Raw genomic sequence first — 25,134 nt, forward strand, 5'->3', positions numbered from 1 at the left:
GCTCAAATACAACCTTTGGGGGAATGATGCCGGGAAGACGGCCGGAGCGATTCTTCCTTTTGTCCTTCTTCCCACTGGGGTGAGGACTGAGCCACAGCGGAGTTACGCACTTGGCGTTTTGTTTCCTTGGGGTGGGGAGGTTGGGCCGGGTTGGGAGGTAGAGGCCATGACAGGTGTTTGGTTGGAAACGGGAGATCCGGTCGTTTGGAGCTCTCTCCAAGTGGTTAATGTGGAGTGCGAACTTTCCTCTCAGACGGCCTGGTTTGGTGAGATGGCTTTTTTGGAAAGAGAAACTTCTCAAAACTTTGAGTTCTCACCCATTTTGGGCACTGGGCTTTTGTATCTATTGCAGAAAAATAGCCAGCTGGACGTCGCACTTCATGTTAGCATACACGGGGGCTTTCCTTCGGTTTCGGTAACGTTCGGTTGGAGCTTTCGGCAGTAAGGCAGGCTTTGTCTTGGCTATTGGAAAAATTCGGCCGCCGAAGAAAAATCCCCTTTTTTTCTTGTGGCTGGGGTATGGGGACAAAAACGTAAGCCGGCGGTGATTAGGGCGTTCTCTCTTTCCATAGATAGCCGCCTAACGACAAGAGGAGTTGTCCACGGGTAGGGGAAAAGCCAGTCTCGTTTTCTATGAGTCAGTAGGAAAGACCTTTGTGCTAGCGGAAGGCGGTGGGAGAAATGGGGTGGCATAATCTGGATTAGGGAACTAAGCCAATGGCTTGTCGCTAAGGGTGGTGAGCAGGAGAGTTATGCGATCGATGGGAGCTCCAGGCCATGTGTCCATCGGAGAGCGAATCGGAGCGGCTAGCTGGATGGGTCAAAGTGCGCCTCTGTCGCCCACGGCCATCGCCCCGTGGCCCGACAGGGACTTTGGGGGGAACATGGGCTTACGGTGAGTGGGCAGAGGGTGAAATAACGACAACAGGGTTTTGGGTGGTGATGGCCGGACCATCGGAGCCGCAACATCCTTGGAGACCACACCACTGGTCGAATCGGTCCGCGATCGACTTCTGGCAGGAGACGGCCTAGGTCAGGCGACACTCGGTAGGTCCACGTCTTTGCATTGGCTCTGGGTTGTTCGCGTTTGCCCTCGGGCGCAGTTTCTCGCAAGGGGCGGGATCCAGCAGGGTTTTCCGGCCTCCAAGGGAGCCATTGTTTCTTTGCGAGCCACTACCCGGCTGGTTGTTGTGGCGCACGCCGACCCACTCCTTGGTCGTTGCATAGGACCCGATGGGTCAGCGGGTCTTTTTTTTGAGCGAGTGTCTCCTTGCCTTTGGCCGGGACTGGGATTGTCAGGCGTGGGCTTGCGCCTCTCATTGGAGTGGACTCAGGGGGAGGGCCAACCCGGGGTGCTCCGTCGACAGCACGCGCTGGTCGGGTGGTGGTTTGCAAGCTGGAGGGAGTATTGGTAGTCCGTTTCTTGCACTGGTAGTGGTCCGCATCCGTGGGTCGACCCGTCGGGGAAGAACCTCGGGCTGGCTTCCAGAGGGGGGCGAGTGAAGGTGCGCTCTCGCTGGCATCCGGCTGACGTTCCCGCGATCCAGAAGAAGATCGGATCCGGGTAGCAAGGACCGGAGCCTGTATGTACGCTAATACCTATGGCTGTGGAGCTGCGAGGAAAGTAACGGGGCGGAGATCCTTATACCCGTCGAAAAGGGGACATCGCCGTAAGCGTCGAAGCTGCCAAAGTTCGGTGCATCCCACACGCGATGGCGCCTCATCCCAAGGATTGGTCTTTCTTCCGAAGGTAACCCAGGGGATCACATTGAAAGCTGATGTTGAGGTCACCCCACGGGCCAATGGCAGGAGTAAAAGCTTCTAATCACAATGATGCTTATACGCCACATTTGCTATGGCTCGAGGAGGCATGGCCCCATGGCAAAGCGACGGTTCCCAGAAAGCCTCCAAACAGCGATGCGAAGCTTTTGGGGGAGCTCAACCTTGTCAGCCCTCTCGAAGGACTTATGGCAGAGAAAGCTTTTATGAGAGGCAATTTTCTTAAAAAAGGGGGGTTGTGTCTCATACGTAATGTGATCTCTACTCCCGGAGGAAACGCATAAGAAACACCTTGATGGCGGAGCTTTCCACACATCGAATTTCGGGGAGAAGCGGGCTGGGGGTCTGTCCTTTTTCGCTCCTCTCTGAGGGGAGCTCGACTAGCAAGTCCTCCAACACAGACAACCTCCCTTGACGACAGGTTTCCACAAGCTCAGCGAACGACACGGGCTTACCCAGAATCACCACCAGGGCTTGATCCAGCGCGGAGAGGTAAGCGGCCATATCCCCAAGACGCAAGTGCTCATCTGGGCTTGTCTCGATACGGGAAAGGCTCGCCTGACTTGTTCCCAATCGGGCTGCTAGCTGTCGTTGAGTGAGTCCGGCTTGGCGTCTCAAGAAGGAAAACGCTTTACCAATCCGGGTATTGGCTTTTTGGGTGCACCCGTTACGGGATCTGTCGGCTTTTTTTCTTGCCGGCTTCTTCTTCATGAATTCGCCGCCATTTTACGGTGGTTTCGCTGAGCCTAGGAAAAGCCCCAAGGTTTTTGTCACCGCCACGGATCCAGCCAGCGGGCCGCCCGCTCATCGCGGAGCTTCCTTGTCCCACTGGCTGGTTTACGGCGTGGAGGTCACCCGTAAAGAGTCTTGGTCTCTTCCCTATCGTTTGAGGTTGTACCTATGGTCCATTCCGCTCAGAAACCTTTTGCCTAGGTGCACACTTTACTTCTTCGACGAGGATCGCGGTTTATAAGCCTTTCTGGAGTGGCGTAAGAATGGCTAGCCATTGTTCCACGTGCGTAGGAAGTTTTCCCGACCCCACGAGTTTAAGGGTTTCCCTCAACCAGCCCTGCATAGGGACCGGGATCGTTAATACCCCTTGTCCTCCGAAACCGTTATAAGCTTGAATCTGGCTATCCTGAGTATCGGCCAATAGAACCTTTCCAGCGATCTCTAGCCGATCCAAGTCGACGACAGTAAGGGCGTTAGAAAATTTGCTAGCTACATAGGCATAATATCCTCCGCCTTTCTTAAAGCCGTACTCCACCCCGTGCACACCCGGCTCGGCCGGCAGCTGTTTGAGGACGCGATTGGTTTTTGTGTCGACGATCGTGATGGTTTGGCTCAAGGTGTTGGCGGTTACGACATACTTACCATCAGGGCTTACTGGCGTTTGAATGGGCAAAAGTCCGTAAGCGGGCCCGTTTACTTTTCCGGTTAGCGGGTCGTAGTCCGCAGCGAGGTCAATGTCTTCGACCTTTCTTTTCGCCTCCACATCAATGACAGACAAGGTGGAAACCTTCGGAGGAGTACCCAGAAAATTCGCGATATAGGCGCGTTTGCCATCGGGCGTCATTCCAACGGCAATTGGGATCACTGCTCCAATCGGGATCTCGGTAACCTTCTCACTGTCCAGCTCAACGACGGATACGCTGCCCGCCAGGGCATTAGGGGTGATGAGCCACTTCCCGTCATCGCTAAGCCAGTGTCCGTGCGGGCCTGTGTGGGGACCGGTAGGGATGGCTCCCATAGGGCTGGGGTTGGCGCCAGGGGAAAGCTTCACAACCCTCTCTTCCCCATTGATGGCCACATACAGGGTGTCAGTCCCCGGTCTTGTCATAACGTGCGAGGGCGAATTACCAACGTGGATTACGCTGGTGATGTTACCCTTTTGCCGATCAAACACCTGCATTCGCTTGTCGAACCACTCGGTTTGGTAGATGTATTGGTAGGCTACATCCGTCCACATATTGTGAGGGTGATTCAGGTTGGTGGGGATCCCCTTGACCTTTTTCAGAATCTTCCAGGTAGTGGTGTCTAACTCCGTTGCCGAGCCAAACTTTGTCTTGCCTGAGATTTTCTCAAACTGGGTGTCGACCCAAACCTCCCCGACGCCTGGGACAGGGGGTGAGAAAAGCTTGTTTGAGGCAGAAAAACTTAAGGTTCGTAGGGAGAACGTTTTTCCTCCAGCTCTGACCGGGATATCCGGAAGAGTAACGTCCCATGTCGGCTTCCGGTAGTCGCGCCAAAGGCTTGGTGTGGTGGCGACAAAAAAGGTGCGCAGGAGCTTTTTGGCTAGATCGCTTGTTACGGGAATCTTGGCGCCGGTCAGAAGCTCCCACTGGGAGCCTAGATCTAGACCGTCCGTGGCAGGGTCATCCACGATGACGGCACCAAACATGTAGGGATGAACCTTGCAGGTAAAAACGTAGAGGCCGGGTTCCGTTAGCTGAACCGTCACGCTACTGGAGGATGGCTTTTCCTGGTCTACTGGGACTCCTTTCGCTCCAACGGGCCAGAGCAGGCTGGTAATGGTGTGCTCGGTGTTTGTGTCGGTCATCTTGATAAGGACCGCTTCCCCTGGCTTTATAACTGCCAAGGCGTCGCCGCGAACCGGGTTTTTGAACCAAGTGCCAGGCTCGTCGGTCATTTCGAGGGTCGCTGTGGGAAGAATCCCTGCTTGGCTCAAGATGGCTTCTTCGCCTTGTTGGCCGGAGGAGCGGGCGAGCGGCAAAAAGAGCATCCAGGACAAGAATAAGGAAAATCGTGTGAAGGCAGATTTTTTCATGGTGGCTTCCTTTCGGTGGAGAATTAACGACGAACTAAGGAATCACGCGGAATTTCCCCATCATTCCGCTTTGCATGTGTTGGACGACGTGGCAGTGGTAGTGCCAGTATCCTGGGCCTACACCTTCTCCAGCTTTCACCACGAAACTGGTACGACTCACCGGGCCAATGACGACGGTATCTACAATGGCTTGGGTGCCCGGATCCAGCCACCGGTGACCATGAAGGTGGAAGGTGTGGAACGCTGTTCCGAGGCCAAGGACGTGGAAACGGACAAGATCCCCTAGTTTAGCTCCAAACATGGGGTTGGTCCATAACGGGACTTCCCGGTGGACAATATGATTTAACTCCTGGCCCCAAATCGTGGTTTCGTGCATCCATACGATGAACTCCCGCTTGATCTGGGAAAGATCCACTTGGGTAATTTGTCCATCGATCAAGGCAGCAATTTTGTTGCCTTTTGGATTGACGATAACGGTGCCAAAAAGGCCCTTATCCTCGGCTCCAACCATAGGGTCTCCAAATGCGTGATCGTGGTACGGCCAAGTCCCGGCAGTGCCGAGGGCAGCATCCCATTCATAGGTGTAAGGCTTCCCTGGGTAAGCGACTTGGTCTTGGACCCCGTTGAGCATTTTCGTTGTGCCGTCGCTGGGGAACTTATAGTGGACTCCATGAACGTGGATGCTGACTGGGTCATGGGAGCCCTCAATGCCGTGTTCCAGGGTGACCTCGGCTTTGTCGCCCTCCTGGAGGACAAGGGTGGGGCCGGGGATCGTGGGACCTTTGGCATAGAGGGAGGTTAGGTCACGAGTTTTGCCATTTTCTTCCATGAGGTGACGTTCCATCTGGTAAGCGAGTTGGCCGGAAGGCATTCGCGCCGCCTTGAGGGTAATGCGGTGGAAAGCTGCGAAGAGGGGTGGAGCGCCCCCCAGGCCACATAGCGTGATCCAAAGGAACCCTGCAAGGACGCAACGGAAGGGGATGGGCTTCATGGTGGGCAAAGTGTTCTAAAAAAATGAAACTTTGTAAAGAATAAAATTGATAAACTTGATTTTTTTCCGCCTCTGGAACCCAATCCATCTATGGAAAACCTATTCGCCCTTCGAAGCCGCCAAGCTGGTATCCTCGGAAGGTTATTGCAAAAAAAAGGAGGTCTTACGATGGACCAGCTGGCCAGAGAACTAGGAATTTCCAAGGCGGCCGTGGGACAACACCTTATCGCCCTGGAACGAGACGGGTTGGTCGCCCGCAGCGAGCTAGTCAAAACTCGGGGTAGACCTAGCCATCTCTACGTGCTAACCGAAAGTGGTCTCCATGTCTTCCCCAAGCATTACGATTGGTTTGCTCGCCTGCTCCTAGAACACTACCTGAAGAGTTTTGGCTCCGAATCGACCCAAAAAATTCTCTACCAGCTGGGCCAGAAACTCGCCGAGAATTTTTCTGCGCGCCTGGCAGGGAAAAAAGACAACGAGCGTCTCCAGGAAGTCGTGGCCATTATGAGCGAGCTAGGGTACGAAGCCGAGCTTGTGGCTGATGCCGATCCCCCTTTTATCCGGGCTTTTAACTGCATTTATCATCATTTGGCAAAAGAGAACCCAGAGGTCTGCTTTCTAGACCTAGGTCTTCTGGATGCGCTCCTGGGCCGTGTGGAACATCGCGAGTGCATGGTGCGAGGCGGGCTGTGCTGCGCCTTTTGCCCTCTGGGATCGAATACCAGGCGAGCCTTTGGTTGCGCCTAGCCGATGCTCAACGCCAGCAACGCTTTTCCCTAACGGCGGTGGACTTCCCTTGGTAAGGTTAGTCTCTGAGCTAGTTCTCGGCCCATAAGAGAGGGCTTTCTGGGTTGCAGGAGCACGTTGGGATGGGTTTTCCTTTGAGGCCACCACAGTGGCAGGACCGCAACTCTTTATGGCTCAGCCTCTGCCAAAGGGTATCAGAGTTTGAAGAGCGAAGCGATGCCACGATGGCTTTCGTAAAATGAGCTAGCTTGTTAGCCCAAACTCCCCAGTCTTTCTTGGGACCTCACTCTCCGTTACGAGGCAAGAATATGCAGCTTAGGCGATTTGAGAAACCTTACCATACTGCTTGGCCAGCTTGTCCTGGTAGAACGGTCCGGGCCAGCCTAGTGAACCGTTCCTAAAACCCTAGACAATCGTTCCCCTGTCAGGGAGGATGGTCCGGGACGCCGGCCGGACAGTGCTGCCGACGATTTGCGTGCTGGGATTCCGCTGGCAAAGCCCGGATAGCGCCCAGTCTCACGTTTTCGAGGAAAGAGGTGCGGGAGGTTGTCCATTGCCTGCCGACTGCTTATACGCTGCTTACGCCTCTTGAAGTCTTTTCCGAACCCCCGTTATAGACACGACCATGCATGCTTCTCCCATTGCTTGCGGCTAGGGCGAAGGTGACATGACCCCCATTGCGGAGTAGATACGACTGTCTCTGGCACGGATTAGATGTTCAAAGAGACCGAATGGTTTCCGGGCGAGAGCACAAGACCGCGCTCTAGCTAGACCTTGTGGCATGATGGCGCGCGTAATTGACTGCGCCGATGAGAGACGTGTAGACCCAGTCGACTTCGATCATTTCGACTGCGGCAGCAAAAGAAGCCGACTTCACCATCGCGATCGCTTCAGCTCAGGCGAAGGAAGAGAGCGGGCGAGTCCGAACGGGATCCACCGACTCAAGCTCAAGCTTTTTCTTGCGCAAATCCCCTCGCTCGATGACAAGCGCCTTACCCGATTGAGCATACCCCCGGGCAATTTCTTTCCACGCATCACCAAGGATCGCTTTCGTTTGCTCCTCGTTCTTGCCATAGAGATTCAATTGGATCCCGCGGATTCTCACGCGATTGCCCAAGCCGCCCGTTTGGGCCAAAGCGAGACGATACCTCGTTCGTGTCGATGCCGACCGCTCCGGCAAGGCGGCGAATCAGCAGGGAAACGGCTTCGCGCCTCGACGCTTGGCAAACACCCGCGACCCCTTGCGCTCCCGCACAAAGCCGTAGCTTTACCGCGGATCCCTCCCGCTTCCAGACGAGTTTCCGAGGCTTGTTGTCCCGGTCACGATCCAGCTGGCAGTTAGTGCCTGGAGGATCGCCTCCTGGCCGTGGGCGAAGCGCATGCCCGTAAGAACCAGATATTGGCTCGCGCTCCCCCATCCATCCGGCAACCATAACTGCAGCCGAAGGCCGCCGTCCGAGGCGACTACGGCTTGGCAGGACTGGTTGCCGGCGGCCTCGTCCTTCGACCCCAGCACACAGAACGGGCTCCCTCGCTGCGCCTGCCAATCCCTCTTCCGGTCCGCATGGTTGACCTACCCGTTTTCTTCCCATGAAAACTTTTTACGGGAAGATGCGGCGGCAACCGAAACAGAGACCCACCGGATCGGCGAGGACCGCGTCAAGCTTGCTCGGAAGGATAGCCAGCCGCCGCTTTTTTGATCAAAACCGTTCGATCGCGCCCTTTTCTCCTCAAGGTCGCAGATGACCTCTTCCCAGTTTCCGAATTTCTTCCCTAGCTTTTCCATCAGAACTAGGACCGCCGTTCGCCAATCGAAGCGATCTTTCCTTCGAGCTTGGACGGGCAGGGTATAAAACTCTTGGACGGTAAGACTAAACCGCGGCAGCCAGGATCGCTTAATTTTCTTCCGTGAAACGCCAGCACGCATCTGCACGAAAGGGCTCTGCTGCGCTCCTGCTCGGGCGTCACCCGCAACTGCGTCGGGTTAGGGAAAACAGCGAGCTTGCTCATGCGATGGTTTCGAGCGCCTTCTTGGCACGGCTCTGCGCGGATTTCTTCTCGTAAAGCCTGGCACACAATGAAACGATCACCTCCTGCAGGTCGCGCACGATATCGTCGGTCATCCCATTCGGCCCGCCACCAGGATCGATCGACTCTAGCCGGCCAATCCCGCTTACCGGTACTCGAAACCGATACGGATCAGTTGGAGGCGGTGCTCGACCAGGACAGCGCCGACCTTCGGATGACAAACCTGCCCAACGAGCTCTTTGCGATCGCCGTTCATCCCCGAGCCGACCACCTGACGGCCTTGACGATCCGCAGCCGTTTGCTTGAGAGTAAACTGAGAGAACCTAAACCAGCTTGCTGTCTCAATCCGCTTTTTTCACCGGCGCTTGCACACCCGCGCGTAGAAGGCCACCCCATCGGGTTGCGAAGAGTCCGCATGAACAATGAGCTTCCCAGTTGGCAACGATTCTCCGGGAACGGGCAAACGCCCCCCTTTACATCCGCCAAGCCGTCCTGCACCCAACACCCTGCCGCTTGGCCCACGTACTCACATTCAGAGAAATACTGCCATGAACAACCTTAGGTGTCTTGTTTGGCTGTTAGCCACCCTAGAAGGAGCTTTCCTCAAAAGCCGGATCGATACGCGCGGCGACTTAAAAACGATGAAAAAACTCCCGCCTCCTCGGGGTCTTTGACGCGGCCACCCTGCAAGGTTTTAGAGGCTTTTCTACGGAGCACGCTGGCTCCAAGAGTTTTCTTGGGGGCTCTCGTCCGTTTCAACCCCAGCTAGAACGGGAGTGGTTGGTGGCTCCTGCGGGACTCGAGGCGGACCGGACCGATAGGCCCACCGGTAAAGAATCGGCACAAGAAAGAGACTCAGAACCGTTGCCGACAGAATCCCTCCGATCACAACAATCGCCAAAGGGCGTTGGACATCCGCCCCCGGGCCGTGGGAGATGGCCATCGGTACGAAACCTAAGCTGGCGACAAGAGCAGCAATGGCAATCGGGCGAAATTGGGAAAAACAGGCTTCGCAAAGCGTTTCTCGAACCGGTTTGTGGGAAGACCAGATCTGTGTGTTAAAAGCCCGAACGAGAACAATGGCCCCTAAAACCGCGATTCCCGACACGGCGATGAAGCCGATTGCGGCTGAAATACTAAACGGGAGACCGCGTAATTTTAAAGCAAATACCCCACCGGTAGCGGCGAAGGGGACTGAAGCAAGAACCAAGGTTGCCTGTCGAAAGCTACGAAACGCAGCATAGAGGAGGAGGTAGATCAGGATTAAAGCTAGAGGAACCGCAACACGCAACCGTTCCTTGGCAGCTTGCAAATTTTCAAACTGGCCCCCGAACGTAATCCGGTACCCCTCAGGGAGTGAGAGCTGGGCGCGCACCTTGGCTTCCGCTTCTCTGACGAAGCCTTCCAGGTCACGGCCTCGGATATTAACGAGTACTGCGCGACGTCGTTCCCAGTTTTCCCGGGCGATCGATCTGGGACGGTCTTCGACTCGAGCCTGAGCAATCTGCCCCAGATGAAGCAGCCGCCCCTCCTCATTCCGAACGGGAAGGTCCCAGATCCATTTCCAATGACTCCGGACTGAATCGGGCAAGCGCACCGCAACCCAGTATCGTCGCCATCCCTCGATCATGAGTCCTACGTCCTTTCCTAATAAACCAATGGTAACGGCGTCGTTAAGCTCTGAGGCGTGAACATGGTACTGCGCCATTGCCTTTCGGTCGGGCACAAACTCAAGGGTTGGGGACCAGCCAGCCGATTCGACCGCCACGTCCGCTGCCCCTGGGACGGAGGAGACAATCTCTTGGATTCTTTTGGCTAGGCGTTCCAAAACATCATAGTCTGGACCAAAAATCTTAATGGAGACGTCCGCACGAATCCCCATGAGCATTTCATTGAACCGGTTTTCGATCGGTTGAGAAAAGAGGAACTTTTGGCCTGGAGCGTGTAGGGATAAAAGACGAAAGATCTCCAGTGATAATTCATCTTTGGAAATCGGTCTTCCGTTTTTCTTGCGCCATCGGTCTGGTGACTTAAGCATCACGTAGAGGTCGCTCTCGTTGGGGCTCGCAGGATCGGTGGGAGTGTCTGACATCCCGATCCGAGAATACACATAGTCCACTTCCGGAACTCTTTGTAACAGCAAGCGTTCTGCCCTTTCTTCCCAGTCTAAGGAGGAAGAGAGTGCCATGGTTCGGGTCCTATAAAACGAAACCACAAAAGAACCTTCATCGAGCTTTGGAACAAAATCCGCCCCTAATCCTCGAAAGACATGGAAGCTCACTGCAAGGAGAGCCAGGGACACAACCAGAAGAATAGCACCGTGCCCGAGAGACCACGGGAGAGACTTTCTGTACAGAACCTCCATGAGACGCATCAAAGGAGGGGCGCTTTCCCTCAAGCGCCCAACAAAAACGTAGGATGCTGCTGCAGGGACGTAGGTAAAACTCAAAAGCAGAGAACCAACTAAAGCGAGAATCACTGTCGTTGCCATTGGACGAAACATTTTCCCTTCTACGCCTGTAAGGCTTAGGATGGGAAAATAGACCACCGTGATAATGATAACCGCGAAAAACACCGCTGGGGCAGCTTGAATGGAGGCTTTTTCAATAACGTGACGACGCTCATAAGCTTCAAGGGATCTTCCCCTATGGGACTGAAGGTGAACAAGCTCCCGCAAGATGGCCTCGACCATCACGACCGCTCCATCCACGATGAGCCCAAAGTCAAGGGCCCCTAAGCTCATGAGATTGCCGGATACTCCTAGAGGTCCCATGAGGGAGGTCGCAAACAAGAAGGCAAGCGGGATCACGGAGGCTACCAAAAGAGCAGCCCGGACATTCCCTAGGGTAAGGAAGAGCACAGCCGCCACTAGCAGAGCCCCTTCCGTAAGGTTTTGTCGGACGGTTGCAATCGTTCGTTCTACGACTTGAGATCGGTCGTAGAGCAGGCGAATAACGACACCTTTCGGAAGAAGGGTTTTCTGGATTTCCTGAAGTTTCTCCCGAACCTGACGGGCAACCTCTCGGCCATTTTCGCCCATCAGCATAAGGACGGTCCCTAAAACGGCTTCTCGCCCATTTTCTGTCGCGGCCCCAGTTCGTACCCGTGCACCGATGCCGACTTTGCCGATATCCCGGACGAGAATGGTTCGTGCACCTGGTACGATCCGGATCGGCAGGTTTTCAATTTCCTGCACGTTGAGAACTTTTCCGAGCGAACGGACGACCACTTGTTCTCCGGCCTGTTCGAGAATCCCGCCGCCGGCATTCTGCAAGTTTTCGCTCACCGCATCAGCGACTTCCTTAAGCGTGACTCCTGCTCGGAAAAGCTTAGGGGGATCCGGCTCGATCAGGAGGAGCTTTTCATATCCGCCCGTGGTGTTGACGTCCGCGACACCTCGGACAGAACGAACTGCGGGTCGGACCAAGTATTGTTGAATGAGCTTTAGTTCCATGAGCTGTTCCAAGGGACTGGCAGGACGGTTGGGTGCATCCTCGGAAAAAGACAGAGAATAATAGACAATTTCGCCCAGTCCGGTGCTTATGGGTGCCATCTCGGGCGACAAACCCTCAGGAAGAAAATCCTTCGCCGTAGCCAACCTTTCGTTTACGAGCTGGCGACAGCGGTAAATGTTGCTTTTATCTGTGAAAATCAGGGTAACCTGTGAAAGGCCGAACTTGGAAAGGGATCGCATCTCCACCAAATTCGGCAGACCGGCCATGGCAATTTCCATGGGAATCGTGACGAGCTTTTCGATTTCCTCTGGGCCAAGCGATGCAACCGGGGTGTTAATTTGGACTTGCACATTACTGATGTCTGGAACTGCATCAATCGGGAGAGAACCAAGACGCCACAGCCCTAGAGTAAGAAGTGCCGTGGCTCCGACCACGACAAAGAAGCGCTCTTGAATAGAAAAGCGAATCAGTCCAGCCATCTTTCTCTACTTTGCTAGCTCAAAACTTTCTCCCAGTTAAGCGCTGCTGGCCACTCGGAGAGTCAGCTCCTTAGCGTAGTCACCTTCTGGTAGTAGTCTTTCCTGGCTCTTGGTTTGCTAGAGGCGTTACCGCAGAAGGTGCACACACGAAAAAGGGCCCCACCACGGGTTGCTTTTGCCCATCACAAAGGGAATGGCTACCACTGAGGTTTAGGTGGGGGTGCAGGTGGACTATGGGACCAGCAATCGGGTAAAAGGCTATCCTGGTGGAAAAGCCAATCGAGAAAGTCCTCGTTCGACGGCGGGCTAACTAGGGCTAGCACATCCTCACTGATGAAGGGAAGGGGAGACAACTGCGGTAAGTAAACCTCTTGTGCTTGGGAAGAGAGGTCTTCTGCCGTCCAATCGTCCCAACCGGACGAATTGGGGGAGTTTGACAGCCAAAGCAGAGCTAGGAGGACTGCGCAGAGAATTTTGGGAATCACCTTCACCGATTTCGACAACCTAACGTACGGTGCAGAGAAACGTCAACTGGTTTAAGGTTTGTATTGGGATCTTTTCGTTATCCTGTCCCGGCTTCTTTTTAGAAACACGGCGAGCCGAAACAAAGCTGGGATCCCTCTAATTTGTCTGCCTATCCACGAGCCCCATTAGAAATTCCTGTCGTTTCACCCTGCCATCATAATACAAAAGAGGACCTGGAAATCCACGTCCAACGCTCTCTCCAAGATCGCTTACCCTATCGCATGGTTAATCAAATCCCGCAGGCGTGTCCTGGTTTTTTCCTCTAAACGCGGCGCTCAGAGGAAGGGCTTACGCAACCTGAAGCGGGATCACGGCGACGAGGGACTCGGTCTGGAGGTGATGCGGGATCATTTCCCTATCTTCCTACCCGTGCCGCCGGCATTACCCCAGCCATCATCCCTGAAGGTTCTATAGGGAGCCAGCGCACGGGGCTTGTTCACGGCGTTTCCGCATGTGTAGGGGTTCGCTCTGGGACGAGGAGCTCTGAATCTTTCCTCTTGCCTCGGGACCACGGGAAAGGTCGTGCAGCGGTGGATCTAGACAAAGGGCGTGCTTCTGGCAGCGGCTTCCGGAGACGGCTCGGGCTTTTCCCTACTTGCGTCGTCCCATCGAGGTGCTCCGTTGGTACGGGAAGAAGGTGCGGTCCAGGGGAAGCCGGCATCGAAAATAGGCCCACGCGCGTCGCGGCGGTTCCGCAGGTCGCGAACAGGGGAACGCCGCAAGTTTTAAGTACGTTCTGCCCATGGCCACAAAGCGTTTCATTCAAAAGCGCGCGCAGCGTGGTTCGAACGACGCGTCCATCGGTGAGCACAGTGGTATCCGCGATGAGAGGGACTACGGCGCCCGGATGAACCAATGGCTTCGTACCTGGTCATACTGGAAGATCATCCCCATGCTTTGGTACAAGGCCAGAGCTTTTGGCAATCGCCGTTGGGAATGATAGGGACAAGCAGTGCATCCCAAGCACTTGCCATGCCTGGGGAAAAGCTCCTGAAGCTAGCGGATCCATCGGGGTCTTTTACCGCTGACCGCGGGACGTTCTCCGCGGTCTTGTGATTCCAGTTGGGACGCCCTGGGGTCCGTGAACCGAAGCGCGGGGTAGATCTTGTGCCCATCCGCTTGAGGATGCAACCGAATTCGTTCGGGAGGAGGACCTCACTGTGGGAGAAAGAGAATTGCCATCTAGTGCCTTTTATGTCTCAAAAAAGGGGGAGAGGCGAGCTCTCCAATGCTGAGTAGGCCTGGGTTCGCTAGGGCCATAGAGGGGGCTTCGAGCTTGGGATGATCCCGAGGGTCTATCTACCGAAACCCGAGCGGTTCGTTGCGCTGGTTCAGAGCTTCCATGCTTTTTCCTTGAGGGACCGTCCCCATTGTATAGTTGAGTGAAAAGAGACCCGTATGCGAAGGACTTCTTCGGATCAGCCGCGGCTCCCCGGGAAACGCTGGGTGCTTAAGTTTGGGACAGGAATTCTTTCCGACCCTCAGGGTCGGTTAGATCCTGGCCGGATTGCAGAGCTTGTCGCCCAAGTGGCAGAGCTCAAGCAGCAGGGAAAGGAGATCGTGATTGTCAGTTCGGGAGCTATTGGGGCTGGAATGTATGCTTTGGGGCTGAGCCGCAGGCCGAAGCAAATGGAAGAGCTCCAAGCGTGCGCAGCCATTGGCCAACCGAAGCTCATGCGCCACTATGAGGAGGCCTTTAACCGTTATGGCCTTCATGTGGCCCAGCTCCTCCTGACGTACTTGGATCTCGATAGCCGCACCCTGTATGGAAATGCTCAGCGTACAATCGAACGGCTTTTGGCGCTCAAAATATTTGTTCCTATTATCAATGAAAACGATGTTGTTTCGTTTGAGGAGATTAAATTTGGGGACAACGACCGGTTGTCGGCTCACGTGGCCATTATGGCCAAGGCCGACGCTCTGGTGATTCTTTCTACTGTTCGGGGCCTGTGGAAGGGCCGTGATGGGAGAGCCGGAATTGTCTCCCGTGTTGAGAAAATCGATGCCCGGGTTCGGGCGTGGGCTGGGGATAGCCGCAGCGAACGGTCCGTGGGCGGTATGATCACGAAATTGGAAGCCGCAGAAATCGCCGGTCAGGCTGGGATTCCGACCGTCGTGGCCGATGGTCGTGCCAAAAACATCCTTATTCGCCTTGCACAGGGTGAGGAGCTGGGTACCCTTTTTGCGCCATGAAGGATCTTTCAGAGCAAATGCAACTGGCAGAAGAGCTGGGAAGAAGGGCCCATGCAGCAAGCCAAAAGCTGGCTAAAAGTGGGGCAGAACACCTTAATGAGGCTTTGGGCTTGATTGCTGCTGCTCTCCACAGCCGCCGTGACCAGATCTTGAAAGCGAATGAGGCGGACGTTTCTAGTGCAAAAAAAGAGGGACTTTCGAGCGCGCTTGTGGATCGGCTGGTTCTCAACTCAGCTCGTTGGGATGGACTTCTTGAATCGGTCGGGAAGGTTGCTGCTTTGCCTTCGGTGCTGGGGACGGTTATTCGCGAGTGGACTCGGCCCAATGGGCTTCGCATCCAGAAAGTTCGAGTCCCAATTGGAGTAATTGCCATTTTCTACGAGGCTCGGCCTAATGTAACCGTGGATGCGGCTGTGCTTTGCATTAAAGCCGGAAACGCCGTTATCCTTCGGGGGGGACGCGAGGCGTTTCGGACCAACACCGTGCTGGTTGAGGCGATTCGAGATGGGTTGGATAAGGCCGGGTTGCCGTCGGATACGGTGCAACTGGTTCCTACCGTGGAACGGGAGATGGTTCCTCTTCTTTGTCGTTTGGACCGGTGGATCAACTTGGTCATTCCGAGGGGAGGCAAGAGGCTCGTCGAAACGGTGGTTGAAAACGCGAGAATGGCAGTTCTCAAACATGCCGAGGGAATCTGTCACGTCTACGTCCACAAGGACGCTGACTTGGCCATGGCCCAAGAGATCCTTGTGAATGCTAAATGCCAGCGTCCCTCGGTTTGTAATGCCATGGAGACGCTTCTGGTAGACGAGGAGCTAGCGTGTGGAAAGCTTCGAGAGCTTTTGCAGCCTTTGCGGGAGGCAGGTGTAGAAATCCGAGGGGATCCCCTGGCGCTAAAATATGGAGGTCCTGGGATCCTACCGGCCACAGAAGAAGACTGGTCGACAGAATATCTGGACCTTATCCTCTCTGTGCGGGTCGTCCCTGGGCTCGATGGCGCTATCGAACACATTGAGCAGTACGGCTCGCACCATTCTGATGCCATAGTCACGAACAATGCCGAGGCAGCAGAGAGGTTCCTTCGGGAGGTGGATTCAGCTGTGGTCTATTGGAATGCCTCCACCCGGTTTACCGATGGTGGAGAGTTTGGGTTTGGCACAGAAATTGGAATTAGCACGGGCAAATTCCATGCCCGGGGACCCATGGGGCTCGAGGATCTTTGTTCCTACAAGTACTGCGTCATTGGTAGGGGCACGGTTCGGACGTGACTTTCCACTACCTTTGGAGGTGAGAAAAGCAAGCTTGTTCCGCGAGGGATGGCTTTTGGCAAGACGCTTAGGAAGTGGCCTCCTCGGATCCTTCCTCGTCCTCTTCAAAGAGGCCAAGGACTTCGTACTTGAGGACACAGGTCATAAGATCCTCAAAGTCCTCAAATTCCTTCCCGATTTCCAGCGTATCTTCTTCCAGCGCCCGATAGCTACGCGTCGGGAGGTGGTACGCGTAGAGGTAAAGATCGGAATGTCCGAGCACGAGATACTCGCGTAATTCTTCTGCCGCCTCTTGGTACTCAGCATTTTCCGCGAGCAATCCTGGAAGGAGCTGATCGGATTCGTCATCCTGATCGATTGCGTAGAAAACCACTCCATTTTCTGCAAAACCATCGGCTCGTTGGAGAAACTCCACGTAGTCTTCCGGAAGCTCAAGCCCGAACTCCTCCCGGAGCCGGTCTCGATAAGCTCGGATTTTTTCGATGGGCTTTCCTTCAAACGGCGGAAAGCCGAATTCGGTTTGCAAGGCATTTAGCTTTTCGAAGTACGGTAGGTACTTTGGTTGTCGGGATGGATTCATGGGGTCTTTTCTTCCTTTCTTCTTTGTTGGTTTTCGGCTAGCGGTTCAGCTCCTTCCTTGTTCCAGGCTTCTTTTGTTTTCCAGCTGATCCTGGATGGCGAGGACTCCGACGATGCCGACCGCTACGGGTGTGTTCGCTGCCGGAGAGGGGTTCTAAGGGACCTCGGGTGGGTTCCGAAATTACTGCGAGAGGAGTTTTGTGCTCCTGGTCTTTGGGAACACACTTCCCTAGGACTTGTGCACCAGGTGGAAGCCATTGACAGGCCCAAGGAGCCCCAAGCTCCGCCGCGCGTTGCCGGCGCCTTTCTTCATCCTCCGGGTCGTGATCGGGGGAAAGATGGATTTCCTGAAACGCCCGAATCGCCTCGCGGCACTTTTCTGGTACCAGGGGTTCTCGATGACCAACTGCTTCGGAAAAAGCCACTAACCTCTGGGCCCAAGCACGGGGAAGTTTGGCATTGGGGTCAAGCTTCTGCAAGGCTTCCTGTACCTCTTCTACGGTGTGAAACGCCTGGCAAATGGGAGGGTAAATCGGGAAAAGCGGGCGCACGAAGTAGACGGTGGCCAGGCTTCCAGCTGCCAGGTGGGTTTGTGGGTGGAGAAAACCTGCGTGCCAATAATGATGCCAATTGCGCTGATTGTTTCCGCTCCGGAGGGTTTGAACGACCACAAGATTGCAGGGATCGTTAACGCCAGTGGGGTCGTTCACAGATAGCGTGCTTTTTTGGACGATGTGATGGCACTGGTACCCTTCGGAGGACTGGCTTTTTTGGTCTTTCGCTGCGTGCGGCGGGTAGGATACCGGCTTTCCCCTCGCCGTTTTGAGGTTGTGGGGAAGGGGACCTAGGGGCCGATCTTTCGGAAAAATGGGACCTCGGATGGGCAATCGTTCCCAAGTCTTTTTACTCCCAATCTTAACCATGGGCGGCGAACTGACCGTAACCCATGCGCCGGTCGGCCACTTGGGTAGCCTCCCTTGCTCCAAGGCTTCCACTCCTTCCTTGCCCAAGGCGATCAGTGCCAGGGATCGGCCCACCGGATGGGCAGCAAGGCCGCGTAAAAACTCTCCTCGCGTTCGCTGGTATTCCAAAACGTTCCTTTTGTACTCTGAGCCGTGGCGGTCCAGGATTCGAACTTTGGTCTTTTGTAGAACTACGCCCGGGGCCTCCCTTGGGCCGCGTCGAATGAGGGCGGGTCCTCCCATAGCTAAGAGCATCTGCAACATCCTGTCTACTTTTTTTACACCGCTCGCTAAGGCGTGCCGTTTCCTACGCGAGGTGGAGGAGATCGTTTTCATCCTGCCCCCAGAGTGGGTCGATCCCCTCGAGGGCAGTCGGAAGAAGGGAGCAGTATGGGCCGGGCCTGCCTTGTTAGGCAGCGTGGGAAGTCAAAAAGCAGCTGCTCGTCGCACCGGTTTCAGCGACAAAGAGAGGCCTCCCAGACGACTCAAACCGGAACGTCGTTCCAAAAGCAGGCTATGAGGCCGGTGGTTCGGAGGTCTTCTTTTCTTGGGGAGCGGCAGGATCTTTCTGCGTTTCCCGGTATCCCCCCAGGTGATTGGGTCCCGGGTCAGAGGGAACAGCGGCTTGGCCTGTCTCCAGAGGAGTGCACGGAGAACCTCTCGGAGAATCGAGAGTGGATTCGACCGCAGCAGGCCTGGCTTGGTTAGCGTCAGCATCCGACGCCAAAGAAGTTGGTTGTTTCCGTAAGAGCCTCCAGCGATCGAGCAAGCATAGAATTTGAGGAAGAACCCAGAGGCTTGTGACCAAACAGCTTCCGATACCAACAAGCATAAGAAGGCCGATACTGTAGAGTCCCCGATGCGTGCTGACCAAAAGCGAGCCAAATCCAATAAGGGCCGTGACGGCCGAAAGGAGGATGGCTTTGCCCGTGCTAGTAGAAAAGAGATTCATCCGGCCTTCCTCTTGGTAGCGATCCACCGCGTAAATGCCATAGGCAACCCCGATCCCAAGTACCAGGGGGAGGGTAATGATATTGGCTGGATTGAACGGAATTTGCGCTAACCCCACGATTCCGAGCGCCCACAGGGAGCCCAGACCAAGGGGCAAAAGGGTCAAGAGAATGTACCCAGGGTGCAAAAAGTGGATCGCAACCAGAATTGCGACGACGATCAGTGCCCACCGGGCGGCATCGAGATAGGCCTTGCGCAAAAGTTCAATGTACTCGTAGTTTTCCACAGGCGTTCCGGTAACATTGGGATCAATCGTTCTTAAGTCTTTGACAAAACGGGCAAGACTCTGGTGGTCCCAAGGACTTTCCTTGGGAGAAATTTCGATCAGAATCCTGCCGCTGGGCGATCGATAGCGTTCCAATAACTCAACAGGAAGATCCTCCAGCCCGATAGGCCGATCCACCTTTTGACTGGCAAGCCACGCAAGATTTCGTTGCATCGCTCCAAACACTTCAATCTGGTAACGATTCAACCTGCGGCCCAATTCCTCCTGAGAGGTTTGTTCCATGGCCGCCAGAGCCCGTTCTAAGGGAGGGATAAGCTTGGAAAAGACCTCGACCGCGTCTCTGGCCTGTTGGGCAAAGGCGGTGTATTTCTTGGCCTCACGGTATCCTTCACGACTTTTCTCAAGTAGGGAAGCAAGGTCCCTGCGCACACGAGCGACATTAATCTGCGAACGAACATCCGTCTGGATCCGTGCACCTTTTAACCGCTGGACGATCCGCCGAATGAGGGCCTGCTTTTCAGAAATTTTTTCTGGAAAAAACTCCGTTAACGAATGAAGGTCTCTGACCGTTGGAAGTTTCTTGAACTGCTCCACTCGTTTCTTGGCCTCTTCCAGGTCATTGGCCACGGAAACGGCAACCACCACCGAGTTTGCGGGGGATTGGAGAAGGGAAAGCTCTTCCTGAACAGACTCAAGCTTGGGATTTTGTAAGTGGAGAAGGTTGTAATCAAACGTAACCTTCTGGGCATACTGCCAAGCCAGCCAGCTTGCCACGGCAGCGGCGGCTAGCACCCCCCAGGGAAAAGAGAAAAGGATGCGGTGGACAAAAGGACCGGCCGCCCAGTGCGATCGCGAAGCTTCCGTCTGAAGCTTGTGGGGCTCCCGTCCCCGATCCCGGAGAATGTACGCAGCTGGCAGGACAATCAGGTTGCCCACCAGGCAGAAAAGAACGCCAGCCCCCGCCACAGCCCCAAACTCGGCCAGACCAATAAAGTCATTAAAGCACATGCTAAAGAAAGCCACGGCTGTCGTGGCTCCTCCCGTGAGGATCGCAACCCCGGTGTGGCGCAGCGTGTTATCCAGGGCGTCCCGGAGGCTTCTTCCCAGTGCAAGCTCCTCCTCATAACGACTCATGATCTGGATGCCAAAGTCGATCCCAAGTCCTACTACCATGGCAACGAAAGCCTCGGAAATGAGGTTGAGATGGCCGATCGCCAGGGTAGCAAACCCAAGAGACCCACAAAGCGCCAGCACCAGGACCACGATCGCGACCAAAGGGCGCCATAACTCGCCGTAGGCGACCACGTAAAGGAGGGCAACGAGCGCGAAGGCAATTCCCGTTGCTCGAATCGTATCTTGAGAGCTTGTCTCAAGCTCATCAGCTGCGAGCACCGGCTCCCCCGTGAGCCCGATGTGGACTTGTGGGTTTTGGGTCTGGATCGTCGCAAGAACTTGACGTAACCGATGGACAATCCTTTGATTTTCGTCGGTTGCTTGAGCCCCGATCGGGGGGCTGGCCAGGACAAGAATAATGCGTCCTTGATCGAAGCTAATGAATTCGTTTTCGGTTTTGAGCCGCTGGAAGTCTTCTAGCTTTGCTTGAGCTACCTTGCTGGCTTTGCTCTCGGCAGGGCTGGCCACAGGAGTTCTTACCGTCACACGGCCCTCGACCGTATCCGCCAGCCGGTTTAGCATGGCAATGAATTGGTCAATAAAAGGTTTAAACTCTTTCCAGTTTTCAGCCTTTCGCAGATAGGCTTCAGAGAAGCGGGCGTTGGCCTGGTCGAGCATGGAGTGAACGTTTAGGCGCACCTTCGGTTGCCGAAGCGCCTTGAGGTAGCCTTGGAGGTCTTTTTCGATCTGGCGCAGGTCATCCGTGTCGAGGAAAAGGAGAAACCGATCCTCGAGCCGGCTGAAATCCAGCCGATAAAGGACTCTTCGCAAGGGGGGGCTCATTTGTTTCAGCGCTTCCCCAATCTTTTGGGCAACCTCGCGGTTCTTTTCGGGATCGTTCGACCGGACAACCACAACATAATCTCCTTCCGCCTGGAATTCGTTTTTGTACTGGAGGTAGTTTCTGTGGATCGGCGAATCGGGTCGAATAATGGCATCGGTGTCGTTGATTACTCTCAGACGAGTTGCCGCGAGCCAGGCGGACGCACCAGCCACTACAATGGAGCAAAGAACGATCGGGACTGGCAACGTCCAAACGAGGCTCGAAATGCCTCGGGCTAAAAATTCCAGTGTGCGTCGCATCTTGTTTTTCGTGGGACGCCGGGGGGTACACTGCTATCCAAGGATACCCCGCCTGAAAAGGCCTTTTACACAAAAATAGAGAAGAAAAAAGACGAAAAAAGTCGCAATTGCGTTCGATGTGCCTCGCTTTTGGGGAAAGGAAGACCGGATATTGCTGGGAATCTTTTTAAAAAGACTCGTCCAACGGGCGGTTTGGACGTAAGAGAACAAACCCGGGCACATTTTTTGTATCCGATTTTTGCATTGACTAAAAGGGACCCACTGCCATAAGAGGTGCACTAGGTGCTTTAGGCAGCTTTGCGGGAAGCACAAAGAGGAGTGTGGGACTTCTGTTTCAATCCCTTTACGACAAGGAGGACAGAGAAGTGAAAGGAAAAAGATCTCTCTGCATCGCGTTGGTGGGGGTAGCTGGTTTAGGGTTGGGCATTCTTTCGGCTTGGGCGGGTGAGGAAACTGGCGGCAAAGAAGTAGTCGAAAAGCAGGTAACCCCCGAAGAAGGACAAGGGCTTCTCAAAGGGTTGTATATTGGGGTTGTCGGTGGGGGAGCGATTTCCGATAACGACCCAGCACGGGGGGATTTGGATGGGCCTCCGGGAGTACTCCCGACCGCTTTCGTTCAGGGTTCCTCAATTAGCCATGCTGGGGCGGTAGGTGGGTTAGCCGTTGGGAAGCTCTTTGATTGCGTTTTGTGGCAGAGCGGTGATGGAAAATTTAAGCTTTTGCCAGCCTTGGAGTTTGAAGGGGTATGGGTGGGACAAACCTATTCGACCAATGTAAATGGCTTTCTCAATCCCGTACCCTTTGCCCCGGGGGTTTTCAGCTTTCCGCTTCATTTTCGGGCGGATGCCGATGTGGGGCTTTTGACTCTCAATGCAAAGCTTCTCCTGGCGACCCCTTGGGGAGTCCTTCCGTACGTAGGAGCCGGATTTGGAGGGGGGATTATTGAGTTATCGAACGCTTCCCTCGTTACACAGGCAGGGCCAGGAGCCTTTTTTCCCCCAGGCCTGAATCTTTTGACGAGTCATTCCGCTAGCGATGTTGCTCCAACCGCCCAGGGGATAGCAGGGCTCCTTTTCCCCATTGGCCCCCACTGGGCTTTGCTTGCACAGTACAACTTCGTTTGGATCGGCAATACGAACTACGTATTTCAAAACATTTTACCCCCTGGGGATCCCTTCCATGTGCATGCAGGAGATTTGTTTGAGCACGTATTCGTCGGTGGAGTAGTGTATCGCTTCTAGCTTGCTTGCAAAAGATGGGCGCTTAAAAAGTAGGCCCCCCTTTGCGGGGGCCTGCTCTTTTAGGGACTGGTAGAAACTGCGTTAAAAAACGCTCTTTCGTAGTCCAACAGTTTGAGTCGTAGGTTGTTTTCCTACGATGCGAGCGATTGCTGCGTGGTCGTTACAAGGGGCGTGGGCGATAGCTGATTTTTTCCCGACTTCCTAACACTTGAGGCTTCGTTGGACTTTGATCGGCGTCAGAGTTCTCAACGGGAGAACTTCGTGGTTTTTCTTTTGCTTTGGTATTTTTTCCCATCGGGGGAGGGGACGGATAGAGAAATCTTAGGATGAATTCTTTTGGTTTTCGTTGCGGGTGAAGGCCGATTGAGGATCATGCAGGGCAACGGAGTCCTTTTGAGTTGGATCGCCTCTTTGCGGCCGAAGGGAGAGATAACGGAATAGGTCTGTGACACTCGGCCGATAAAAACTAAGCCCATCCCGTACGCCAGTACGGCACCAAAGCAATCGCACTCGCTGTTTTCTTTGCAAAAGCTTTGTCGGCTTGGCTACAAAGGAAGTTTTTCCGGTAGATCGTGACACCTCCTTCCGGATTGTGAAAAAACTGAGGAGGTTGTAGCAAAAGGATGATTCCCTTCCCAGTTTGGCTGATTGAGGGTTAGGGGAACGCGGCCAATGCCGATTCCCGGTACTCAAAGCCGAAACGCGTGAGCCGGTCGTGGTGCTCGACCAGGATGACGACAACCTTCGGATCACGCAGCCCACGAGCCCTCTGCGATGGCCGTTCCTCTCGGAGCCGAGCTCCCTAACGGCCTTGACGATCCGTAACGGCTTACTTAAAGAGCCAACTCGGAGAACCCAAGCCAATGGTCTGTCTCAATCCGCTTTTTTGATCGGCGCTAGAAACGCGCGCGTAGAAGGCCACCCCATTGGGTTGTGCCCCATCCGGATGCACGATTATCGACCCACTCGGCAACTGCTCTGCGGGAAGAGACAGACGCTCCTCTTCCTCCTCCTACATCCGCGAAGCCCTCTTGTAGTCAACACCCTGCCGCTTGGCCCATCCACTGAACCTCATTCGGATATACTGCCATATACAGACCTGTGTGTCCCTATGTTGTTCGTAGCTCTTGGCGCCCCTTGCATTGAGATAAAAGTTTGCTTGGGGCGGACTGACACAAGCAAACAAGGTAAACTTGCCCAGGAATAGGGGTTGGAAAAAAGTGCTTGGTCAAAGGACTCAAAGAAATGGCCTGGCTCCCTTGAGCCTGTTTGTAACCTCTCTTGGGCCTGCGCTTTCGTTGACCAAACCGTTCTGCGACACAACGAGAGGTGTCCGTCCGAGACCGATCGCACAAGTCTTGGGTGGATATGGACTTCCGAGGCCCCTGTTTCTTTCTTCTCCTAGGTAGAGAGGATGATTTTTTACCGTTTCTGGGAGCCTCGTTAGGGGGAGAGGAATGACGGGTGCAGAGCTCCTTCTTTTTTCCTCTTCGCCAGTGTCTATGTCGGTTTCGGACGGGGTTCGCAGCTGATAATGGTTTTAGAGGAGATTGACCGGAGATAGGCTTTGCCATAGCGGGGAAGCGAGCGGTCGAAGACTTGTCCTTGCCGGGAGTCGGGTGGAGACGACAAATGCCTCTGGACGGGACATAGACCTTACTTTTGAGTGACCAGTTTACGAGGAAAAGGGAGTCCGGTGGCATGAAACACCGGTGTCTTTACCCGGTAACGGGCGGATGGCCGGAAGCAACCCTTGTATCCTCTCGGCAACGGGGGTAAAGAACGAGGAAAAAAAGCTTTTTGTCATTAAGCTCGTTGTCACCCACTTAACGTTCGATGCGTCGCAAAAGCGTATGAAGAAACTTCATGTTCTTTTGGTTGGGATAGTTCTTGGGGTCGGGGCGCTTCCCTCTTATGGGTTTGTGGTGGTGGCGACACCACCGCCTCCTCCCCCGGTAGTAGTGGTTCGGCCGGCCCCGCCAGGTCCGGGATGGGTATGGGTACCCGGTCACTGGGTTTGGAGGGGACGTTGGGTGTGGAAGCATGGGCACTGGGTTCGGCGCCCTTGGCCAGGGGCGGTGTGGGTTCCTGGGCATTGGGCGCGCCGGCCTGGAGGTTGGGTGTGGGTCCCAGGGCATTGGGCCCGGTAGAAGTCTACTCATAGAAGTCGTTGAGGAAGGCCAGAAATGGGAAATAAAGGAGGCTTGCCGTTCCCTAAAAGGTGAGGTTACCGTTTGCCCAAACAGGCGTCAGAACGTGCAGGGGGCGGCTTATGCGGTTTCAAAAAGTGGCTAAAGTCTCTCAGATCCCTGAAGGTAGAGGTATCTGTATCGAGTGGCAAGGAGAACGGATTGCCATTTTTCGAATCGGACAGGAGTTTTTTGCCATTGGAGACACGTGTACTCACGCGGGTGGTTCCTTAAGCGAGGGCTTTGTGGAGGGCTACGAAGTGGAGTGTCCGCTCCATGGGGCACGATTCGAACTGGCAACGGGACGGGCTGTTTGTGGGCCGGCTTTTGAGGATGTCCCTTCCTACCGCACTCGGGTCGTGGGCGAGGACGTTGAAATAGAAGTTCCATGACAGCTGAAAGGGTTTCGCATTTTCG

The 25,134-nt window shown here is 54.7% G+C and carries 20 protein-coding genes; 9 read left to right on the forward strand and 11 right to left on the reverse strand.

Annotation, left to right across the window (positions count from 1 at the left end; genetic code table 11):
* Together KK925_RS08465 and KK925_RS08470 are read left to right on the forward strand one after the other, a co-directional pair.
* Positions 1-445, forward strand: a 445-nt coding sequence (locus KK925_RS08465; protein ID WP_174582279.1) for a hypothetical protein, incomplete at its 5' end; no start/stop codon positions are given.
* Between the two features lie 526 nt (positions 446-971).
* Positions 972-1,415: a hypothetical protein gene (locus tag KK925_RS08470; protein WP_174582280.1), complete on the forward strand. Its 444-nt coding sequence runs from the start codon at positions 972-974 to the stop codon at positions 1,413-1,415.
* 625 nt (positions 1,416-2,040) lie between these two features.
* Here the strand turns inward: KK925_RS08470 and KK925_RS08475 are convergent.
* From KK925_RS08475 to KK925_RS08485, 3 genes are all read right to left on the reverse strand, one after another.
* On the reverse strand, positions 2,041-2,397 hold the full coding sequence (locus tag KK925_RS08475; protein WP_174582281.1) for a helix-turn-helix domain-containing protein: 357 nt from the start codon (positions 2,395-2,397) through the stop codon (positions 2,041-2,043).
* Positions 2,398-2,746: 349 nt separating this feature from the next.
* On the reverse strand, positions 2,747-4,567 hold the full coding sequence (locus KK925_RS08480) for a hypothetical protein (RefSeq protein WP_174582282.1): 1,821 nt from the start codon (positions 4,565-4,567) through the stop codon (positions 2,747-2,749).
* A gap of 34 nt (positions 4,568-4,601) precedes the next feature.
* Positions 4,602-5,558, reverse strand: coding sequence for a multicopper oxidase domain-containing protein (locus KK925_RS08485; RefSeq protein ID WP_174582283.1), 957 nt, complete (start codon positions 5,556-5,558; stop codon positions 4,602-4,604).
* 90 nt (positions 5,559-5,648) lie between these two features.
* On the opposite strand from KK925_RS08485, the gene KK925_RS08490 reads away from it, so the two are divergent.
* Positions 5,649-6,305 (forward strand): helix-turn-helix transcriptional regulator, encoded by a 657-nt coding sequence (locus KK925_RS08490; RefSeq protein ID WP_174582284.1) that lies wholly within the window; start codon positions 5,649-5,651, stop codon positions 6,303-6,305.
* An 895-nt stretch (positions 6,306-7,200) separates the two neighbouring features.
* Here KK925_RS08490 and KK925_RS08495 read toward each other — a convergent pair.
* The 4 genes from KK925_RS08495 to KK925_RS08510 form a co-directional block, all read right to left on the reverse strand.
* A complete protein-coding gene (locus KK925_RS08495) occupies positions 7,201-7,440 on the reverse strand; it encodes a hypothetical protein (protein WP_214096434.1) in 240 nt (79 codons plus the stop codon).
* Between the two features lie 132 nt (positions 7,441-7,572).
* On the reverse strand, positions 7,573-7,821 hold the full coding sequence (locus KK925_RS08500) for a hypothetical protein (RefSeq protein WP_174582286.1): 249 nt from the start codon (positions 7,819-7,821) through the stop codon (positions 7,573-7,575).
* Positions 7,822-7,878: 57 nt separating this feature from the next.
* Positions 7,879-8,232, reverse strand: a complete 354-nt coding sequence (locus KK925_RS08505) for a hypothetical protein (RefSeq protein WP_174582287.1) — start codon at positions 8,230-8,232, stop codon at positions 7,879-7,881.
* Positions 8,233-8,311: 79 nt separating this feature from the next.
* The gene (locus KK925_RS08510) at positions 8,312-8,554 is read right to left on the reverse strand and encodes a recombinase family protein (protein ID WP_214096435.1); all 243 of its coding nucleotides are present in this window, start codon (positions 8,552-8,554) and stop codon (positions 8,312-8,314) included.
* A 327-nt stretch (positions 8,555-8,881) separates the two neighbouring features.
* Here KK925_RS08510 and KK925_RS11310 point away from each other — a divergent pair, with 327 nt between their 5' ends.
* Positions 8,882-9,007, forward strand: a complete 126-nt coding sequence (locus KK925_RS11310; RefSeq protein ID WP_268905646.1) for a hypothetical protein — start codon at positions 8,882-8,884, stop codon at positions 9,005-9,007.
* A 32-nt stretch (positions 9,008-9,039) separates the two neighbouring features.
* On the opposite strand, the gene KK925_RS08515 is transcribed toward KK925_RS11310, so the two are convergent.
* Positions 9,040-12,267, reverse strand: coding sequence for an efflux RND transporter permease subunit (locus KK925_RS08515; RefSeq protein WP_174582288.1), 3,228 nt, complete (start codon positions 12,265-12,267; stop codon positions 9,040-9,042).
* 1,923 nt (positions 12,268-14,190) lie between these two features.
* Between KK925_RS08515 and proB the strand changes: the two genes are divergently transcribed.
* Together proB and KK925_RS08525 are read left to right on the forward strand one after the other, a co-directional pair.
* On the forward strand, positions 14,191-14,985 hold the full coding sequence (gene proB, locus KK925_RS08520; protein WP_174582289.1) for a glutamate 5-kinase: 795 nt from the start codon (positions 14,191-14,193) through the stop codon (positions 14,983-14,985).
* Positions 14,982-16,253 (forward strand): glutamate-5-semialdehyde dehydrogenase, encoded by a 1,272-nt coding sequence (locus KK925_RS08525; protein ID WP_174582290.1) that lies wholly within the window; start codon positions 14,982-14,984, stop codon positions 16,251-16,253. The genes proB and KK925_RS08525 overlap by 4 nt, the downstream gene beginning before the upstream one ends.
* Positions 16,254-16,320: 67 nt before the next feature.
* Here the strand turns inward: KK925_RS08525 and KK925_RS08530 are convergent, their stop codons facing one another.
* The 3 genes from KK925_RS08530 to KK925_RS08540 all read right to left on the reverse strand — a co-directional run bounded on the left by KK925_RS08530 (position 16,321) and on the right by KK925_RS08540 (position 21,287).
* Complete coding sequence (locus KK925_RS08530) at positions 16,321-16,833, reverse strand: YrhA family protein (protein ID WP_174582291.1); 513 nt, start codon at positions 16,831-16,833, stop codon at positions 16,321-16,323.
* A gap of 37 nt (positions 16,834-16,870) precedes the next feature.
* Positions 16,871-18,058, reverse strand: coding sequence for a hypothetical protein (locus tag KK925_RS08535; protein ID WP_174582292.1), 1,188 nt, complete (start codon positions 18,056-18,058; stop codon positions 16,871-16,873).
* 250 nt (positions 18,059-18,308) lie between these two features.
* Entirely contained in the window at positions 18,309-21,287 is a 2,979-nt protein-coding gene (locus KK925_RS08540) for an MMPL family transporter (RefSeq protein WP_174582293.1), read from the reverse strand.
* A 320-nt stretch (positions 21,288-21,607) separates the two neighbouring features.
* Here KK925_RS08540 and KK925_RS08545 point away from each other — a divergent pair, with 320 nt between their 5' ends.
* The 3 genes from KK925_RS08545 (at position 21,608) to KK925_RS08555 (ending at position 25,109) form a co-directional block, all read left to right on the forward strand.
* Positions 21,608-22,528: an outer membrane protein gene (locus KK925_RS08545; protein ID WP_174582294.1), complete on the forward strand. Its 921-nt coding sequence runs from the start codon at positions 21,608-21,610 to the stop codon at positions 22,526-22,528.
* A gap of 1,736 nt (positions 22,529-24,264) precedes the next feature.
* On the forward strand, positions 24,265-24,678 hold the full coding sequence (locus KK925_RS08550) for a YXWGXW repeat-containing protein (protein ID WP_214096452.1): 414 nt from the start codon (positions 24,265-24,267) through the stop codon (positions 24,676-24,678).
* A 122-nt stretch (positions 24,679-24,800) separates the two neighbouring features.
* Positions 24,801-25,109, forward strand: coding sequence for a Rieske (2Fe-2S) protein (locus KK925_RS08555; protein ID WP_174582295.1), 309 nt, complete (start codon positions 24,801-24,803; stop codon positions 25,107-25,109).
* The last annotated feature ends 25 nt before the right edge of the window (positions 25,110-25,134 follow it).

Source organism: Candidatus Methylacidithermus pantelleriae, assembly GCF_905250085.1.
Lineage (GTDB): Bacteria > Verrucomicrobiota > Verrucomicrobiia > Methylacidiphilales > Methylacidiphilaceae > Methylacidithermus > Methylacidithermus pantelleriae.